This window comes from Bianquea renquensis (assembly GCF_014384895.1).
GTDB classification, from domain to species: Bacteria; Bacillota; Clostridia; order Lachnospirales; family Bianqueaceae; genus Bianquea; species Bianquea renquensis.
Genome location: NZ_JACRSQ010000008.1, coordinates 73,734 through 91,461 on the forward strand (window position 1 = coordinate 73,734; position 17,728 = coordinate 91,461).

17 protein-coding genes are annotated in these 17,728 nt (G+C 51.4%); 16 read left to right on the top strand and 1 reads right to left on the bottom strand.

Annotated features, from left to right (window positions below):
- Positions 1–190 precede the first annotated feature (190 nt).
- The 11 genes from H8730_RS07180 to H8730_RS07230 all read left to right on the top strand — a co-directional run bounded on the left by H8730_RS07180 (position 191) and on the right by H8730_RS07230 (position 12,371).
- A complete protein-coding gene (locus tag H8730_RS07180; protein WP_177719026.1) occupies positions 191–931 on the top strand; it encodes an AzlC family ABC transporter permease in 741 nt (246 codons plus the stop codon).
- Positions 928–1,248 (top strand): AzlD domain-containing protein, encoded by a 321-nt coding sequence (locus H8730_RS07185; protein ID WP_177719027.1) that lies wholly within the window; start codon positions 928–930, stop codon positions 1,246–1,248. Before H8730_RS07180 ends, H8730_RS07185 begins: the two co-directional genes overlap by 4 nt.
- A 67-nt stretch (positions 1,249–1,315) precedes the next feature.
- Positions 1,316–2,176, top strand: coding sequence for an undecaprenyl-diphosphatase UppP (gene uppP, locus H8730_RS07190; protein WP_177719028.1), 861 nt, complete (start codon positions 1,316–1,318; stop codon positions 2,174–2,176).
- A gap of 40 nt (positions 2,177–2,216) precedes the next feature.
- Positions 2,217–4,688 carry a DNA translocase FtsK gene (locus H8730_RS07195; protein WP_249289605.1) on the top strand — a complete coding sequence of 824 codons (2,472 nt, stop codon included), beginning with the start codon at positions 2,217–2,219 and terminating at the stop codon, positions 4,686–4,688.
- 39 nt (positions 4,689–4,727) lie between these two features.
- Entirely contained in the window at positions 4,728–6,407 is a 1,680-nt protein-coding gene (locus tag H8730_RS07200) for a formate--tetrahydrofolate ligase (RefSeq protein ID WP_249289606.1), read from the top strand.
- A 36-nt stretch (positions 6,408–6,443) separates the two neighbouring features.
- Entirely contained in the window at positions 6,444–7,307 is an 864-nt protein-coding gene (gene folD / locus H8730_RS07205; RefSeq protein ID WP_177718160.1) for a bifunctional methylenetetrahydrofolate dehydrogenase/methenyltetrahydrofolate cyclohydrolase FolD, read from the top strand.
- Between the two features lie 17 nt (positions 7,308–7,324).
- A complete protein-coding gene (gene rimO / locus H8730_RS07210; protein WP_346726564.1) occupies positions 7,325–8,686 on the top strand; it encodes a 30S ribosomal protein S12 methylthiotransferase RimO in 1,362 nt (453 codons plus the stop codon).
- Positions 8,670–9,215, top strand: a complete 546-nt coding sequence (gene pgsA / locus H8730_RS07215) for a CDP-diacylglycerol--glycerol-3-phosphate 3-phosphatidyltransferase (RefSeq protein ID WP_177718182.1) — start codon at positions 8,670–8,672, stop codon at positions 9,213–9,215. The genes rimO and pgsA overlap by 17 nt, the downstream gene beginning before the upstream one ends.
- An 83-nt stretch (positions 9,216–9,298) precedes the next feature.
- Entirely contained in the window at positions 9,299–10,540 is a 1,242-nt protein-coding gene (locus H8730_RS07220) for a competence/damage-inducible protein A (protein WP_177718184.1), read from the top strand.
- Positions 10,541–10,788: 248 nt separating this feature from the next.
- A complete protein-coding gene (gene recA, locus H8730_RS07225) occupies positions 10,789–11,847 on the top strand; it encodes a recombinase RecA (protein ID WP_430385378.1) in 1,059 nt (352 codons plus the stop codon).
- Between the two features lie 14 nt (positions 11,848–11,861).
- On the top strand, positions 11,862–12,371 hold the full coding sequence (locus H8730_RS07230; RefSeq protein ID WP_177718166.1) for a regulatory protein RecX: 510 nt from the start codon (positions 11,862–11,864) through the stop codon (positions 12,369–12,371).
- Positions 12,372–12,532: 161 nt separating this feature from the next.
- Here H8730_RS07230 and H8730_RS07235 read toward each other — a convergent pair whose 3' ends face one another.
- Positions 12,533–13,429, bottom strand: coding sequence for a LysR family transcriptional regulator (locus H8730_RS07235; protein ID WP_177718168.1), 897 nt, complete (start codon positions 13,427–13,429; stop codon positions 12,533–12,535).
- Between the two features lie 129 nt (positions 13,430–13,558).
- Here H8730_RS07235 and H8730_RS07240 point away from each other — a divergent pair, with 129 nt between their 5' ends.
- The 5 genes from H8730_RS07240 (at position 13,559) to H8730_RS07265 (ending at position 17,484) form a co-directional block, all read left to right on the top strand.
- Positions 13,559–14,077: a flavodoxin gene (locus H8730_RS07240; protein WP_177718170.1), complete on the top strand. Its 519-nt coding sequence runs from the start codon at positions 13,559–13,561 to the stop codon at positions 14,075–14,077.
- Positions 14,074–14,481 carry a cupin domain-containing protein gene (locus H8730_RS07245; protein ID WP_177718172.1) on the top strand — a complete coding sequence of 136 codons (408 nt, stop codon included), beginning with the start codon at positions 14,074–14,076 and terminating at the stop codon, positions 14,479–14,481. The genes H8730_RS07240 and H8730_RS07245 overlap by 4 nt, the downstream gene beginning before the upstream one ends.
- A 364-nt stretch (positions 14,482–14,845) precedes the next feature.
- The gene (locus tag H8730_RS07255; protein WP_177718174.1) at positions 14,846–15,733 is read left to right on the top strand and encodes an aldo/keto reductase; all 888 of its coding nucleotides are present in this window, start codon (positions 14,846–14,848) and stop codon (positions 15,731–15,733) included.
- Positions 15,734–15,760: 27 nt separating this feature from the next.
- A complete protein-coding gene (locus H8730_RS07260; protein WP_177718176.1) occupies positions 15,761–16,750 on the top strand; it encodes an alpha/beta hydrolase in 990 nt (329 codons plus the stop codon).
- Between the two features lie 56 nt (positions 16,751–16,806).
- A complete protein-coding gene (locus H8730_RS07265; protein WP_177718178.1) occupies positions 16,807–17,484 on the top strand; it encodes a flavodoxin in 678 nt (225 codons plus the stop codon).
- Positions 17,485–17,728: the final 244 nt, after the last annotated feature.

Below are 17,728 nucleotides of genomic sequence, written 5' to 3' on the forward strand. Positions count from 1 at the left end.
AGAGACAGCTGAAAGGGCTTGATGTCTGTGAAGAGCAGGCGGCAAGCCCTTACGCTATGCCTTAATGCGCCATTTTTGCAATACTCCATGCCTCCCACGCTGTCAAGGCGTGGTGCGATTGACAGAAAGGGGCGGATGGAGTATAATATTTCCGCATGTTTGCATGAATATTAACAGATCGGAGGGTCCCATGCTCCTGACTACATATACAAAGACTCAGCTAAAAGAAGGACTTGCCCTAGGTATGCCCATTGCTCTGGGGTATATTTCCGTATCCTTTGCCTTCGGAATGATGGCGGCTGGGGGCAACCTGCCCATTTGGTCTGCCGTGCTGATTTCCATGACCAATCTAACCTCAGCCGGGCAGCTGGCGGGCACGCAATTATTGATAGCAGGGGCGCCATATATTGAGATTGCCATGACCACTTTCGTCATCAACATTCGCTATTTTTTGATGTCGCTTTCTCTGTCGCAGAAGCTGAGGGCGGACACGGGTATCCTAAAACGGATGGGAATGGCAATTGGGATTACGGATGAAATTTTTGCCGTGGCATCTGGCAGGAAAGAGGTCACGCCAGCGTTCATGGCGGGGCTTATCGCGCTGCCATATCTGGGATGGGCATTGGGAACCCTGGTGGGGGCTACAGCCAGCTATCTACTGCCCCAGGCACTGCGGGATGCTTTGGGAATCGCGATTTATGGGATGTTTCTCGCAATTATCGTGCCGCCGTGCCGAAAGAGCTGGTCCTGCCTCGCCGTTGTGTTGACGGCGGTGGTATGCTCCTGCCTTTTTCATTACATGCCGCTTCTCTGCCAGGTGCCAGCTGGCTGGCGCATCATCATCTGTGCTGTGGCTGCGGCGGGAATGGGGGCTATAGTTTTTCCTATCCATCCGCCGGATGAAAAAACGGAAGGAGAGGCCGCGCCATGAATTATCCGCGTATTCTAATTGCAACTTTTATAATGGCCCTTGTCACCTATTTAATCAGGGCGATCCCGCTCCTACTCTTTCGAAAGAAAATCAAAAATATCTATGTGCAATCCTTTTTGTATTATGTGCCCTACGCGGTGCTGGGGGCCATGACATTTCCCGACATATTGCAGTCAACGGGAACTCTGGCGGCGGGAGTTGCCGGCTTCCTCGTGGCTCTGGTGTTGGCTTGGAAGAACAAAGGCCTTCTCACCGTCGCTCTATCAGCGACAGCCGTCGCCTTTGTGACGGAACGGCTGCTGTATTACCTGGGATGACATGTTTACAAATGGCGGGAACTGTGATAAAATGATAAAGAGTAAAAGGGATTGAAAGGACGGAAAAATGGAACAATTATCGTGGATTCATGCAATTATCATGGGAATTGTACAGGGACTGACAGAATTTTTGCCGGTCAGCAGCTCTGGACATCTTGTATTGGCAAAGTTCATGATCGGAGCGGATGCCAGCTTAAATACGTCCGCTTTATTTGAAATATTGCTTCATGTTGGCACATTGGCGGCGGTATGTGTCGTATATTTTCGAGATGTGGTGCTGCTGATCAAGGAAGGCTTGTTGCTGATCCGGGATGGGGTTTTGTGGCTGGTCCACGGCGGCAAGCGGAAATTTGAAATGTACAGAGATCGCAAGATGGTATTGCTGGTCATCGTGGCTTCGATTCCCACAGCTATCTTGGGACTTGTCATGCAGAAATTCTTGGAGGACCTGTTCCTCAGCTCAGTGATGGCAGTGGGATTTGCCCTTCTCCTCACGGGTGGAATGCTGCTGGCATCTGCTAAGATCCCCGCGGGCAAAAAGAGACTGGAGAAGGCAAGCTATCGGGATGCGGTTGTCATCGGTTTGTTTCAGGGTGTGGCGACGATTCCTGGCATCTCCCGGTCCGGTTCCACGATTGTGGGCGGTATGCTCTGCGGCTTTGACCGCGAGTTTGCCATCCGGTTTTCGTTTCTGATTTCGATGCCCGCCATAGGGGGAGCTGCGATACTAAAACTATCCAGTGTATCCGGGGCAGACCTGGAGCTCAACTGGTTCCCCTATTTATTAGGCGCCATTGTCGCCGCGATTGTGGGATATGCCTGTATTCGGGGGCTTCTTGCAATCCTCAAGCGGAATAAGTTTCATTACTTTGGATTTTATTGTTTAGCTGTTGGACTGCTGGCCGTCGTCTGGGGGTTCCTCCACTAGGTAACGGCGAGACTACGGGGACGAGCGAGGGGGAGCCGCCATGGCGCAAAAGAAAAGGTCGACAAAGAAAAAAAAGCCTGCCAATACACAGAGAAAGAAACAGCCCAAAAGTCCGCTGAGGACGGAAGTTCAATATTTACTCATTTTTTTAGGGATGGTTCTGGTGACCATGGGGGTATTTCTTCACACCTCCATGGGGGCCTTTGGGCGGGTTCTCTATGAAGTCTTTATTGGCCTGTTTGGGTTTAGCGCGTATCTGATCTGTATTTATATGATTGTTGTAATGGGAATGTGGATGCTGGGGAAGCTGGACAGCCGACGAAAAGTGAAGGCCGTGACGGCTTTTTTCAGTATTTTGTTGGTTAGTATTTTTCTACATGTGTTCAATGTCGGAAGCGCAACTGAACTGATGGACTTATATCATAAGGCGACGCCAAAGACGGGCGGTTTGATTGGCGGCCTTCTGGGAACAGGTCTTCTCAAAATTTTGGGCAAGACGGGAAGCATCATTTTGCTGTCGGGACTGGCGATTATCTGCCTCGTGATTTTGACAGAGCGGTCTGCGCTAAAAGCGGCGGGCAAGGCAACCGGCCGCGCGGCGGACTCCGCCAGAAAAATGCGCGACCGGCAGAAAGAAAAGCACTCTCTGCGTATGCAGAGACAGGAAACGCCGCCCATACCGGAGGAGGATCCATCGCAATCGGATCCCATCGTAGTCCGGGGAGTGGGAATTGAGCCCTCCTTGGAGCACAAAAAGCCGACAAAGAAAAGAAAGCGGGAAGCGAGGGCGCCCATCGAAGATGGTACTGTCGATATTCCGCTGTTAGAAAACGATCCATACCGGCAGCGCAAGAAAAAGACTGAAGCGCAGGGCTTGCCAGAGTCAGAATCAAAGTATGTATCTGAGCCGGAAGAGGATGCGATACCTTTCTTGGAAGAAGAGTGGGAACTGGAGCCTTTGATCCCGGAGACTCCCGCTCCGGCCCCTGCACCAAAGCCAGCGCCATCTTCAGGGCGGAACCGGCAGCCTTTGACTGAACCATCACAGAACGGCACAGCCGGTTTTGCGGAACAGGGACAGTATCAGTTTCCGCCCATCGACCTGCTGAGTCTCCCCAAACAGGAGGTCGGTGGAAGCTCCAAGGCGGAACTGATGAAGAGTGCACAGATTTTGGAGCAATCCCTGATGAGCTTTGGCGTGGAGGCGAAAGTTGTGCAGGTCAACCGGGGACCTGCCGTGACGCGGTATGAGCTGCAGCCGAAACAGGGGGTCAAAGTGAGCCGGATCGTAAATCTGGCAGACGATATTGCGCTGAATCTGGCCGCATCGGGAATCCGCATTGAAGCGCCCATTCCGGGAAAAAGTGCTGTGGGCATTGAGGTGCCAAATAAAGAAGCCGCTTCCGTCAGTCTGCGGGAGGTCATCGAAAGTGATGTCTTTAAAAAGTTCCCCTCCAAATTAGCCTTTGGGTTAGGAAAGGATATCGACGGTGAGGTGCGCGTCGCAGATATCGCGAAGATGCCGCACCTTCTCATCGCAGGCGCTACTGGTTCTGGCAAGAGTGTCTGTATCAATTCCCTGATTATCAGCCTATTATATAAAGCGGACCCGAAAGAGGTGAAGCTGATTCTGGTTGATCCCAAGGTCGTCGAGCTCTCGGTTTACAATGGTATACCGCATCTTTTGATACCCGTGGTCAATGATCCGAAAAAAGCAGCGGCCTCCCTCAATTGGGCGGTACAGGAGATGACACAGCGATACCGGAAATTTGCGGATATGAACGTCCGGGATATCCGAGGATACAACACTGCGGTCAAGGAGCAGCCGGAGCTGGAATTAGAGACGTTGCCCCAGATCGTTATCATTATCGACGAGCTGGCGGATTTGATGATGGTTGCGTCGAAAGAGGTGGAAGAAGCCATATGCAGGCTGGCGCAGATGGCGCGGGCGGCGGGGTTACACCTTGTGATCGCGACTCAGAGGCCCTCAGTGGACGTCATCACAGGCCTGATCAAAGCCAATATTCCATCCCGCCTGGCCTTTGCCGTTTCGTCCGGCACAGACTCCAGGACGATCCTGGACATGGTCGGCGCGGAAAAACTGTTGGGAAAAGGCGACATGCTGTTCTGCCCAATGGGGGCGTCGAAGCCAACGCGAATTCAGGGCGCTTTTGTCTCCGACAAAGAGGTGGAGACCATTGTGGCGGCGGTGAGAGTCAACGCGTCGTACGATGAAGACCTCATTGAAACAGTCAGCGGCGGCAGCGTGGGCGGCACGACAGGCGAGGATGACGAGCTGGATGAGATTTTGCCAGAAGCGATCTCGTTTGTCGTGGATAAGCAAAAGGCCTCCATCAGTATGCTACAGCGGGCTTTTCGAATTGGATTCAACCGAGCGGCGCGGCTAATGGAGGCCATGTATGCCAGGGGAATTGTGGGGCCGGACGAGGGAAGCAAGCCCAGAAAAGTTTTGATCACGAGAGAAGAACTTGAAAGCGATGGAGAAGAATAAATTAATAAATGCCGCCAGTGCGGCAATATGGAGGTAGCGATGGGCACAGTCAAAAGCGACATTGAGATTGCCAGAGAGGCAACGATGCTCCCAATACGTGACGTGGCGGCACAATTGGGGATTCAGGAAGAGTATCTGGAAAGCTATGGGCGGTATAAGGCAAAGCTATCACAAAAGCTGTGGGATCAAATCAAGGACAGGCCGGATGGTAAGCTTGTCCTGGTGACGGCCATCAATCCAACGCCGGCCGGTGAGGGAAAAACCACCACGACGGTGGGGCTGGGGCAGGCCATGGGAAAACTGGGAAAAAAGGCCATTATTGCGCTGCGGGAGCCCTCGCTTGGCCCTTGTATGGGCGTAAAAGGAGGAGCCGCCGGCGGCGGATATTCCCAGATTGTCCCCATGGAAGAGATCAATCTCCACTTTACAGGCGATATCCACGCTGTCAGTACAGCACACAACCTTCTTTCGGCGATGATCGATAATCATCTCCAGCAGGGAAATGCCCTTGGGTTAGACCCGCGCCGGATCACGTGGAAGCGGGTGGTCGATTTGAATGACCGGGCACTGCGCAATATCGTGGTAGGCCTGGGGGGCACTTCACAGGGCGTGCCGCGGGAAGACGGCTTTATGATTTCTGTTGCCTCCGAGATTATGGCGATCCTCTGCCTGGCGGATGACCTGCTCGATCTAAAAGAGCGCCTTGGCCGGATCATCGTGGGATATACGTATGAGGGCAAGCCCGTGACGGCCAAAGACTTAAAGGCCCACGGAGCAATGGCGGCGCTGTTAAAAGACGCCATCAGCCCCAATCTTGTTCAGACTCTGGAGAATACACCGTGTATCATCCACGGAGGGCCTTTCGCCAATATTGCCCATGGCTGCAATAGCCTGAGGGCGACCCGGTACGCATTAAAGCTTGCTGATTTGGTTATAACGGAAGCGGGATTTGGCGCGGATCTGGGGGCTGAAAAATTTTTAGATATCAAATGCCGCATCGGAAACTTGAAACCGTCCGCTATTGTGTTGGTTGCAACGGTCCGCGCGCTGAAGTACAATGGAGGAGTCCCCAAAGCGGACCTAGGGCGGGAGAATCTACAGGCGCTGGCGGATGGGTTTGTGAATCTACAGGCGCATATTGAAAATCTTCAAAAATATCACGTGCCGGTGGTGGTAACGTTAAATTCCTTTCTGTCTGACACAGAGGCAGAAATTTCCTATGTGGAAGAGCGCTGTCGCGCCATGGGATGCGCTTTTGCGCTATCAAAAGTATGGGAAAAGGGCGGTGAAGGTGGCATCGAACTGGCGCAGGAGCTGCTGAGGACACTGGAAGAGAAGCCTTCTAACTACCGTCCACTGTACCCAGATTCCATGCCCCTTGCTCAAAAGATTGAGACCATTGCGAAAGAGATCTATGGCGCCGCCGCCGTCAACTTTGAAGCCGGCGTCGGCAGGCAACTCAAAAAATTAGAAGAGCTGGGATTTGGCTCTTTCCCCGTCTGCATTGCCAAGACCCAGTACTCTCTGTCGGATGACCCGAAGAGATTGGGACGGCCTTCCGGCTTTACCATCTCGATCCGGCAAGTGACCGTGTCAGCGGGCGCAGGGTTCGTCGTTGCGCTGGCAGGGGATATTATGACAATGCCAGGTCTGCCGAAGGTACCTGCGGCGGAAACGATCGATGTCGATGGGGATGGCAATATAACGGGCTTGTTTTAGATGTTAGCGCGGTTGCGCTGAAATGGAGGATGACAAATGGAAACACAGATACTCGACGGAAAGCAGACAGCCCGCGAGATACGCAGCGAGCTGAAGGAACAGATTCAGGACTGTATCAGGAAAGGGATGCCAGCACCGTGTCTGGCGGTCATATTGGTAGGCCATGATGAGGCGTCCAAAGTGTATGTCAACAATAAAGAGAAGGCGTGTGGGTGGATTGGAATGAAATCCCTTGTCTGCCGGATGCCTGCGGAGACGACACAGGAGGAGCTGTTGGCCAAGGTACAGGAGCTCAATGAAGATCCGGGGGTCAATGGAATCCTGGTCCAGCTGCCCCTTCCCAGACATCTGGACGCGGATCTTGTCATTAACGCGATCGACCCCGCCAAGGATGTGGATGGATTTCATCCTGTCAATGCGGGAAAATTGTCTATAGGGCACAGGGATGCCTTCGTGTCCTGCACTCCGGCGGGAGTTGTGCAGTTGTTGAAACGGGCAGGGGTCGAGATTGCATCCAAGCATTGCGTCATCGCAGGCCGGAGCAATATAGTGGGAAAACCGTTGGCGCTCCTGATGCTCCGGGAGAACGCCACCGTGACCGTCTGCCACTCCAAAACCAAGGATCTATCCGAGCTGACGAGACAGGCTGACATCTTCATCGCAGCTGTAGGGCGCCCGAAAATGTTTGGGCCGGAGGACATCCGGGAAGGAGCCGTCGTCGTTGATGTGGGGATGCACCGGCTTGAGGATGGGCTCTGTGGCGACGTGGATTATGAAGCCTGCATGGGAAGGGCCTCCTATATGACGCCAGTGCCCGGCGGCGTCGGTCCCATGACCATCGCAATGCTGCTTTCCAATTGCGTGCAGGCGTACAAAGCGCAGTTGGGCACTCGATCATGAAAGGAGACCTGGACGGTTTGAGCAGGCAGATATCCTTTGTATCCCTGGGCTGCGATAAAAATACGGTGGACAGTGAGATTATGATAAGCCTTCTAGCAGAGAGGGGATACGCGCTGACGAAGGACGATGAGAAAGCGGACGTCATTATTGTCAATACCTGTGGTTTCATCCAGGATGCGAAGGAAGAATCGATTCAGACGATTATCGAAATGGGAGGATATAAAGAGGTAGGCGCCTGTAAAGCGCTGATTGTGACGGGATGTCTGGCGCAGCGGTACGCGGATGAGATCTTCCAGGAGATGCCGGAAGTGGATGCCGTCGTCGGCACGGGCAGCTATGAATCCATCGTGGACGTGGTGGATGCCGTTCTCAGCAAAAAAGAAGAGAAGCTTCGGTGCGTCGAGAAGATCGAGGAAAGGGATTTGTCCTATCACAAGCGGACCATCACGACGCCCGGCTATTATGAGTACCTAAAAATCGCGGAGGGCTGTGATAATCACTGCACCTATTGTATTATCCCGAAGCTTCGAGGGCGGTATCGAAGCCGCAGGCCGGAGGATATCCTGCGGGAGGCGGAGGATCTCGCAAGGTCAGGGGTTGTGGAGGTCATGATCGTAGCCCAGGATATCACCAAGTATGGGCGGGATCTGCCGGAGCTAGCTACGCTTTCAGGACTGCTGCGCCAACTGTGCGAAATCGAAGAGCTGTCGTGGATTCGCCTGCTATATTGCTACCCGGAGGATATTACCGATGAATTAATCGAGATCATGGCGCAGGAAGATAAAATTCTGCCCTATATCGACATGCCCATCCAACACTGTAGCAACTCCATTCTCAGACGCATGGGGCGGCGGCATACAAAGGAAATACTTCTTGAGCGGATCCAGCGCCTCCGCCAGCGGATTCCCGAGATCTGTATTCGAACCACATTGATCACCGGATTTCCGGGGGAGACGGAGGACGAATTCGAGGAAATGTGCGACTTTGTCCGGGAAGTCCGGTTTGACCGGCTAGGTGTTTTCGCCTACTCCCAGGAGGAAAATACTCCGGCGGCGGAGTTTGCGGATCAGATACCGGAGGCGGAGAAGCAGAGGCGCAAAGAGCAGCTGATGGAGATTCAGCGCTCCATAAGCGAAGCGAAGTCTAATGAATTCATTGGACAGAAAATGAAGGTATTGGTCGAAGGGCAGATTCCGGGAGAAGAGGGATATGTCTATAGTACCCGGACATACCGGGACGCGCCGGACATTGATGGGTTTTTATTTTTGAAGGCGACGCGGTCTCTGTTATCTGGGGAAGTGGTGGACTGTGAAGTAACGGGAGCTAGCGAATACGATCTGATAGGAGAGATGCTTGATGAAGATGAATATTGCGAATAAATTGACGATTCTTCGTGTCTGTCTTGTTCCCGTGTTCGTGGTTGTCTTTATGACGAACCTATTGCCAGCCCCCTGGAACCGGTATATCGCCTTTTTGATCTTTGCCTTTGCGTCGTACACGGATCATTTGGATGGCCATCTGGCCCGAAGCCGAGGCCTGGTGACTAATTTTGGAAAGTTTATGGACCCCCTGGCCGACAAATTGCTGGTCGTTTCCGCCTTGATATGTTTTGTCGAGACAGGGGAGATGGCGGCGTGGATTGTCATCATTCTGGTGGCCAGAGAATTTATTATCAGTGGATTCCGCCTTGTGGCTGCCGCTCAGGGGGTTGTCATCGCGGCGGGGATATGGGGAAAGGCTAAGACGGTGGTACAGATGGTGATGACGCTTGCCGTGATTCTAGGCCTTCCCTATGGCTGGTATGGCGTTATCGTTGCGATTCTAACCTATGCCTCCGTGGCGTTGACTATCATCTCGGTGGTAGACTATATCTGGAAGAATCGTTCTGTCTTGAAAGAGGCAGACTAAGAGCGAGTATTGGGCGTGGATGCGCCGGAATGGAGGAAAAAATGAAAGCGCCGAAGGAAGTTGAGGAAAAAGAAAAGACGCAGCTGACAGCAGAGATTATCGCCATCGGGACGGAGATTCTGCTCGGGGATATCGTCAACACGAATGCGTCCTATCTGGCAAGAGAATTGGCGGCATTGGGGATCAACACGTATCACCAGCAGGTTGTAGGGGATAATCCGCAGCGGGTGCTGGAAGCCTTTGAGGAGGCGTATACGAGGGCCAATCTCGTGTTGACCACAGGAGGACTCGGGCCAACCACGGATGATCTATCGAAAGAGATGGGAGCGAGGTATTTCGGTGTGGGGCTAAAGGAGGACCCTCGCGCGAGACAAAACATTGAGGACATCTTGACGAAGCGCAAGAGGGAGATCACGCCCAACAACTGGAAGCAGGCGATGCTGCCCGAGGGAGCGGAACCCCTATACAATGAAAATGGAACGGCACCGGGCTTTATCCTGGAGATGTCAGGGAAGATGCTGATCATGATGCCAGGTCCGCCATCTGAGATGAAGCCCATGTTCGACAAGCAGGTGAAACCATTTTTGGCGGCCCGCTCCAGTGCGGTCATGGTGTCCAGGACGCTGCACCTCTGTGGAGTTGGAGAATCTTTTGTCGAGCATGAGCTAAAACCCATGATGGATGCCATGACAAATCCCACTTTGGCGCCCTACGCGAAGACCGGATATGTGGATCTGCGAATCACGGCCAAGGCTCAGTCCCAGGAGGAAGCGGCCGGCATGATTCATCCTGTGGAGGAGGATATCCGAAAGCGATTTGGATCCTATGTGTTCGGCGCAGATGGGGACACGCTAGAGGGGGCATTGGGACAGCTGCTGCTTGATCATAATCTCAAGATCGCCACGGCGGAATCCTGCACGGGTGGACTGCTGGCAGGCCGGCTCGTCAACTATCCAGGCATCTCAGGGGCATTTGAGCAGGGCTTCATCACGTACTCAAATGAAGCAAAACAAAAATATCTCGGGGTTTCGGAGGAAACATTGCGCCTCCACGGTGCGGTCAGTTGGCAGACTGCTTGTGAGATGGCGAGGGGGGCTGCGGAAGCTTCAGGCGCGGATGTGGCTCTCTCTGTGACGGGGATCGCCGGGCCGGAGGGCGGAACCCCAGAAAAACCGGTGGGTCTGGTCTATATTGGCATGTATCTCTTAGGGGATATTTCGTATCAGGAGTGCAACTATCGAAAAGACCGCCAGGGGAATCGGGAGAATACAGTGGTCCAGGCCATCAACATGCTGAGAATTGCGCTTCTGGAAAAATTTCAATAAGATAGCAACCTTTTATGAATAACTGCGATAATATAGATAGAGTTGAAAATTTCCGCCATCAAGACGGATTTTTTCGTATAGGAAAGTACACGGAAGGCGGACCTGATGGAAAGGTTGCCGGAGGCAAACTTTTGTAGCACTATCTTGACAAACAGGAGAAAATCCTGTATTATAAGTGAAGAGCGAATAAATGTTCGCACCTCAACCCAATACCAGGGAAAGAGTCAATGCCGCTCGCAGCAGAAAGGATGGACAAGATGGGATTAGATGAACGCCAGAAGGCTTTAGATGCCGCTATTGCAAAGATTCAGAAGGATTATGGGCAGGGCTCGATTATGAAATTGGGCGATTCCATGAACAATATGGACGTGGAGGTGATTCCCACAGGGGCCCTCAGCCTGGATATCGCTCTCGGGGTTGGCGGAATCCCCCGCGGCCGAATCGTTGAGATTTATGGGCCGGAATCCAGCGGTAAGACCACCGTGGCATTGCATATGGTAGCCATGGCGCAGCAGATGGGAGGAATTGCGGGTTTCATCGACGCGGAACATGCGTTGGACCCTAAATATGCGAGGAATCTGGGGGTCGATATTGACAACCTCTACATATCGCAGCCGGATAACGGGGAACAGGCGCTGGAGATCGCGGAGACTATGGTGCGCTCAGGCGCCATGGATATCGTGATCGTGGACTCCGTCGCAGCGCTGGTCCCCAAGGCGGAAATCGATGGGGAGATGGGGGACTCCCATGTGGGGTTGCAGGCGCGCCTCATGTCCCAGGCGCTGAGGAAGCTGACCGGAGCGATCAACAAGTCCAAATGCGTCGTTGTGTTTATCAATCAGCTCCGCGAGAAGGTAGGCGTCATGTTTGGAAATCCCGAGACGACGACGGGTGGACGCGCGCTGAAATTCTATGCATCTGTCCGGCTGGATGTACGCCGTATCGAGACGTTGAAACAGAACAATGAGTTCGTCGGAAACCGGACGAGGGTGAAAGTCGTCAAAAATAAAGTGGCGCCTCCTTTCAAGGAAGCGGAGTTCGACATTATGTACGGAAAGGGCATATCCCGGGCGGGCGATATCCTGGATCTGGCGGCAAAAGAGGATATCATCAACAAGAGCGGCGCGTGGTATAACTATAATGATGCGCGGCTGGGGCAAGGGCGCGAGAACGTGAAGATATACTTGCAGGAGAATCCAGAGCTTCTCAGCGAAGTCGAGGCGAAAGTCCGCGAGAAGTACGGCTTCCAGCCAGCCAAGGGAGGAGAGACACAGGAGACTCCATCGCAGCAGTCCTTGACAGAGTAAGGCCGTTGGCGGGAATGAGAAAGAATAAGGAGCCGGCTGTCTTCGCATCACAGCGGGAGAAGGAAGAGCACTATCGAAATAAAGCACTAGGGTACCTGGGGTATCGGATGCGAAGCGAGAGGGAAATGAGGGAGTATCTCCACCGACTGGGGTGTGATGAGGACACCGGCGCGCAGATCCTATGTTTTTTGCGGGAATATGGGTTTGTCGATGATCAGCGGTTTGCGCAGTGCATGGTTCATGACAACACAACGGTCCGGCATCTCAGCACCCGCGATATCGTCGGAAAGCTGCAACAGAAGGGAATCAGCCGCGACGATATTCAGCGTATTCTCCAGGAGAACCCTGTAGACGAGGAGGCGCAGGCGCGTGCGGTGTTTGAGAAAAGGTGCAGAGCGATGAAAGCTCTGGATGTTGACAAGCTGTACCGCTACATGGTAGGAAAGGGATTTTCCTATGACATAGTTCGAAGGCTGCTCAGGGAGCAGAATTCAGAGGCCGCGCCGCAGGAATCCATCGAATGAACGGCAGCAACGGCACAATATGTGCAACGGCACAACATGTGCCGTTTGTTATTTCAAAAATCCGCCGAAGGGCGGGGTAAAAGAGTTCGCGGAAGGGAGAGACTTCGCAGGGAAGTTATCTCCCTTCCGCTTTTGAATCCGCCCGAAACTGTTTCAATATTTCAAGCTTTATGCGTTAGGTTCTCCGCCGCCTTAACAAACCTTAGCACATCCTCCGGCGCATGAAGGCTGTAGAGTAATCCATACGGAATGCTGTAATCCCAATTGACCGGAATGGAGATAAGACCGGGGTGAACCTCCTGCCAACATTCAATCGTAAGCAGAACATTGCCGGTTTCCGCACAGCGGTTAAATACGGATACATCATAAAACGGAGGGGTATCCTCAATATGAATCAGAGGGTGATTTTTTTGCAAATCATTGCGTATGAAATCATTTACGCCGGAATCTCCCGCGCTTACCATCATCAAGGTTTCGCCGTACAGATCTTGTATATCGATACGGCTTTTCGATGCAAGCGGGTGTTCTCTAGATACCGCGATCATCTTTTTGTATCTGCCAAGTGGTAGAAAGCGACATAGGGATAGCCACGCTTTGGAATCACAGACGCCAATCAAGAAATCAAATTTTTCTCCCAATTTTTTGATTTCCGACAAAATGCCCTTGTGGTTATCTTCAAAAGGAACAAGGTGTAGCTTGTAGTCAGGAAAACTTTGATTGATGCGATACCACAAATCCATAAAAGGTTTTGCGGGATTGAGCAGAGACGTGCCCACGCAGAAGGTGGTGTCATAGGTGTGCGTGGCAGCATTTGCAGCGGCAATGGACTTTTTTGAGTAATCGATCATGAACTTTGCGTCCCGATAGATGACGTCCCCTGCCGGTGTCACATGTACGCCTGCCGGAGTTCGCTCTATCAGCTTTAAATTCAGATGGCTTTCCAGCGCATTCATCTGCTTCATAACGGCAGTCGGCGAAATATACAGATGTTCTGCCGCTTTGGTAAAGCTGCCATAGTCACAAACCGCTATAAAAGTATCAAGCATAGGATTATACATATTGTACCTCCGAATGCAAATGTTATCATCGTATAAACTTTAAGTTTATACGATGATAACATATCGGAGATTCCGTGTCAAGATGCTTCGTGCTAGACTGTTAGCAGAAAGCAGGACGGAGGGTCTAAAATGTCAAAAAAACTGATTGCTTTTTATTCAAGAGCAGATGAGAACTATGTAAACGGATTGATTAAAACATTGGAAGTCGGCAATACAGAGATTGTGGCAGGCATGATCAAAGAGTTGACAGGCGCTGATGTAGTTAAGATTGAGCAGATGGAGCCTTATGCAAGGGATTACAACGAATGTATCGCACAGGCGCAGGCTGACCAGCGTCAGAACGCCCGCCCCGAACTGAGAAATTGCCCTGAGACGATTTCGGAATACGATGTGATTTATTTAGGGTATCCAAACTATTGGAGCACGATGCCCATGGCTGTATTTACTTTTCTGGAACATTTTGATTTCAGCGGCAAGACAATCAAACCTTTCTGTACCCATGAAGGCAGCGGTATGGGCAGCAGCGTCAGCGACATCAAAAAACTGTGCCCTACCGCAAAGGTCGAAAAAGGACTTGCCATCCAAGGCGGCAGTGTAAGGCGGGCCAGAAAGGATATTGAAAAATGGAGCAAGGAGGGTTCGCTGTGAGTGTGAAGGAAATGAGCGTATTCCCCATGGGAGGCGCAAACGAAGCTTTTGCGCAGTATTTTATCGGGCAGAGCTATCTGAATATGCTCTCGACAGAGCAGGTCGCCGTCGGAAATGTGACGTTTGAGCCGAAATGCCGCAATAACTGGCATATCCATCATGCAAATACGGGTGGTGGTCAGATGTTGCTTGTCACCGCAGGGGAAGGATGGTATCAGGAATGGGGCAAACCGGCACAAAAGCTAAAAGCCGGGGATGTTGTTCACATTCCGGCAGGTGTAAAGCACTGGCACGGTGCGGCCCGTGACTCATGGTTTCAGCATTTAGCAGTTGAAGTGCCGGGTGAAAATTGCAGGACGGAATGGTGCGAACCTGTGTCCGATAGGGAATACGGAAAATTATAAGGAAAGCGGAGGAACTGGGAATAGCAGAATGAATTGCCCATAAGGATTTTTACTTTATCCTGACAGCGGCAGACACTGAAAAAGCAAGCCTCACCCGTACTCTGGAAGCATTCCGAGGCTTTACAGAGGATTGCCTTGACGGGGCGAGAGAAGCAGGCATTATCTACGGTGTCGGCGCTTGGAAGGCTGGGGAGATAAAAGCCACTCCCGCTTATGATGAAGCCTACGAAATGGGGAAAACCATATAGAGGAGGGGCGTGAACATTGCAAAAAATGTAATGCTTTGGGCAGGCGCTGGTCAGACCGGTACTGCCACTTACGACTATGGCGATTTGAAACTAAAAGCATAACGGAGGATTGTAGTATGGAGTATGTAACATTGGCAAATGGTGTGAAAATGCCGATTTTAGGCTATGGTGTATATCAGGTAACAAAAGAAGAATGTGAGCGCTGCGTACTTGACGCCTTAAAGGTGGGGTACAGACATATCGACACGGCGCAGTCGTATTTTAACGAGGAGGAAGTCGGCTCCGCTATTGAAAAGTCAGGTGTACCGAGAGATGAGATTTACCTTACCACCAAGGTTTGGATCGAACATTATGGCTATGAGCAGGCAAAGGCTTCCGTGGAGGAGTCACTTCGCAAGCTGAGGACAGAGTATCTTGATTTAGTTTTGCTGCATCAACCGTTCTCCGATGCTTACGGAGCGTGGAAGGCACTGGAAGAACTGTATGATGAGGGAAAAATCCGTGCAATCGGCATTTCAAATTTTTATGCCGACCGTATGGTGGATTTTGCGGCATTTAACCGAATTAAGCCTATGGTCAATCAGATGGAAACGCATATTTTTAATCAGCAGAAGAATTTAAAAGAGTGGGCTGACAAGTACGATATCCGTCTGGAAGCATGGGCGCCCTTCGGGGAAGGCCGCGGGGGCACATTTGACAACCCTGTCATATCGCAAATCGGTGAAAAATACGGAAAAACAGCAGCACAGGTTATGCTGCGTTGGAATATTCAGCGTGGGGTCGTTGTGATTCCGAAGTCAACACATATAGAGCGCATGGAAGAAAACTTTGCGGTCTTTGATTTTGTGCTGTCAGATGAGGATATGACGGCTATTGCGGCTCTTGATAAGAATGAAAGCTCGTTCTTTTCTCATCAGGACCCGTCTATGGTCGAGTGGTTTGTCAACATGGTGGAGGAGAGAAAAAAGCAGCAGGGCTGTGCCAAGGAGAAGAAAAATTGGTAAGCTAGCTAAACGGAGGTAACAGCGAGAATGGGATTGAATTTAGCACAAGAATGGGATAAAACCTTCCCTAAAAGCAACAAGGTGAGCCATTGCAAGGTAATATTTTGCAATCGATATGGAATACTCCTTGCAGCAGACCTCTATACACCGAAACATGCACAGGGCAAGCTTCCGGCAATTGCGGTAAGCGGACCTTTCGGCGCAGTTAAGGAACAGGCTTCCGGGTTGTATGCACAGACGATGGCAGAGCGAGGATTTCTTGCGATCGCTTTTGACCCGTCATTCACGGGTGAAAGCGGCGGTGAACCGAGGTATATGGCTTCTCCTGATATCAATACCGAGGATTTTCAGGCGGCGGTTGATTTTTTGTCTGTACAGGACAAGGTTGACTCCGAAAGAATCGGCATCATCGGTATCTGCGGTTGGGGCGGTCTTGCTCTGAATGCAGCGGCGATTGATACCAGAATTAAAGCCACTGTAACCTCAACCATGTACGATATGAGCCGTGTCAACGCGAAGGGTTACTTTGATTCAGAGGATAGTGAAGTGGCTCGCTATGAGAAACGAAAGGCATTGAACGCCCAGCGCACCAAAGAGTATCGGGCAGGGACTTATGTGCGTGGCGGCGGTGTTGTGGATCCGTTGCCTGAAGACGCACCGTTCTTTGTAAAAGACTATTACGAGTACTATAAAACGGAGCGTGGGTATCACAAGCGTTCTCTCAACTCCAATGAGGGCTGGAATATTACAGGCTGTATGTCCTTTCTGAATATGCCGATTTTGCAGTACAGCAATGAAATTCGCAGTGCAGTGCTGATGATTCACGGAGAAAAAGCACATTCCTGTTACTTCAGTAAGGATGCTTTTTCCGATATGATGAGGGATAACGCGTATACGGATAACAAAGAGCTGATGCTGATTCCCGGTGCAGTGCATACCGACCTGTATGACGGCGGCGAAAAAAGCGCAATTCCCTTTGACAAAATGGAACGGTTTTTCGAAGCGAATCTGAAATAGAAGGAAGGACCGGCAAAGGAGACAGAGTATGTATTAGATGAAGGAGGTCATTCCCTATGAGAAAACGTGAATTTTTACTGATTACAATGTGTATCCTGATTGTCAGTATGCTGGCCGGATGCGGCCAAGCGGAAAGCCAGACACAGTCGAATACAACAACAGAATCGGAGAACGAATCCAGCGCAGCTACAACAGAAGGAGACAGCACCGAAACAAGCAGCGAGACGGAAACAGATGGCGATGGAACGGAGGGGAAAACCCTTGTGGTGTATTTTTCAGCTACCGGCAATACAGGGCGTGTAGCAGAAGTGATTGCCGAGACGACAGGCGGAGAATTGTTCGAGCTGGAGCCGGTTGATCCTTATACCGATGAGGATTTGAATTACAACGATGATAATAGCCGTGTGTCCCAGGAATACGCCGATGAAAGCCTGCGGAATGTGGAGCTGGTGGCCGACACCGTAGATGATTGGCAGGATGTGGAGAGAGTCTATATCGGTTACCCCGTGTGGTGGGGGATCGCAGCATGGCCGGTGAACACTTTTGTGGAAGCCAATGATTTTACGGGAAAGACGGTCATTCCCTTCTGTACATCGGCAAGTTCTGGTTTAGGAGACAGCGGTGAACTGCTGGCAGAGCTGGCCGGAACCGGTGACTGGCAGGAAGGTATGCGGTTCCGCTCCAGTGTTTCAGAAGAAGATGTGGTGACCTGGGTGGAGAGCCTGGGAGTATAAATAAATAAGCGATCCATGTAGAAGACATGATTCAGGAGTGAGTCATGTCTTTTTTAGCAATAGAGAAAAAATATTTAAGACAGCCTAAAACTCCCCAGTTGGGGAGTGGACATATTTTTGTCAATCCACTATACTATATAGTATCCTGCATCTAACTGGCATAGGCAGTTTTTTCCTTCTATGTCGGCCAGAGCGGCTTTCTGCGCGTTTAATCCTGATGATGCAAAAAAGAACATAATGTCTA

What these genes read in the sequence shown, in the direction of transcription:
- H8730_RS07235 (WP_177718168.1), bottom strand. Translation starts at nt 13,429, where the DNA reads ATGTATAATCCTATGCTTGATACTTTTATAGCGGTTTGTGACTATGGC.
- H8730_RS07180 (WP_177719026.1), top strand. Translation starts at nt 191, where the DNA reads ATGCTCCTGACTACATATACAAAGACTCAGCTAAAAGAAGGACTTGCC.
- H8730_RS07240 (WP_177718170.1), top strand. Translation starts at nt 13,559, where the DNA reads ATGTCAAAAAAACTGATTGCTTTTTATTCAAGAGCAGATGAGAACTAT.
- H8730_RS07200 (WP_249289606.1), top strand. Translation starts at nt 4,728, where the DNA reads ATGGGCACAGTCAAAAGCGACATTGAGATTGCCAGAGAGGCAACGATG.
- H8730_RS07255 (WP_177718174.1), top strand. Translation starts at nt 14,846, where the DNA reads ATGGAGTATGTAACATTGGCAAATGGTGTGAAAATGCCGATTTTAGGC.
- H8730_RS07260 (WP_177718176.1), top strand. Translation starts at nt 15,761, where the DNA reads ATGGGATTGAATTTAGCACAAGAATGGGATAAAACCTTCCCTAAAAGC.
- folD (WP_177718160.1), top strand. Translation starts at nt 6,444, where the DNA reads ATGGAAACACAGATACTCGACGGAAAGCAGACAGCCCGCGAGATACGC.
- H8730_RS07185 (WP_177719027.1), top strand. Translation starts at nt 928, where the DNA reads ATGAATTATCCGCGTATTCTAATTGCAACTTTTATAATGGCCCTTGTC.
- uppP (WP_177719028.1), top strand. Translation starts at nt 1,316, where the DNA reads ATGGAACAATTATCGTGGATTCATGCAATTATCATGGGAATTGTACAG.
- H8730_RS07265 (WP_177718178.1), top strand. Translation starts at nt 16,807, where the DNA reads ATGAGAAAACGTGAATTTTTACTGATTACAATGTGTATCCTGATTGTC.
- recA (WP_430385378.1), top strand. Translation starts at nt 10,789, where the DNA reads ATGGACAAGATGGGATTAGATGAACGCCAGAAGGCTTTAGATGCCGCT.
- H8730_RS07195 (WP_249289605.1), top strand. Translation starts at nt 2,217, where the DNA reads ATGGCGCAAAAGAAAAGGTCGACAAAGAAAAAAAAGCCTGCCAATACA.
- pgsA (WP_177718182.1), top strand. Translation starts at nt 8,670, where the DNA reads ATGAATATTGCGAATAAATTGACGATTCTTCGTGTCTGTCTTGTTCCC.
- H8730_RS07230 (WP_177718166.1), top strand. Translation starts at nt 11,862, where the DNA reads ATGAGAAAGAATAAGGAGCCGGCTGTCTTCGCATCACAGCGGGAGAAG.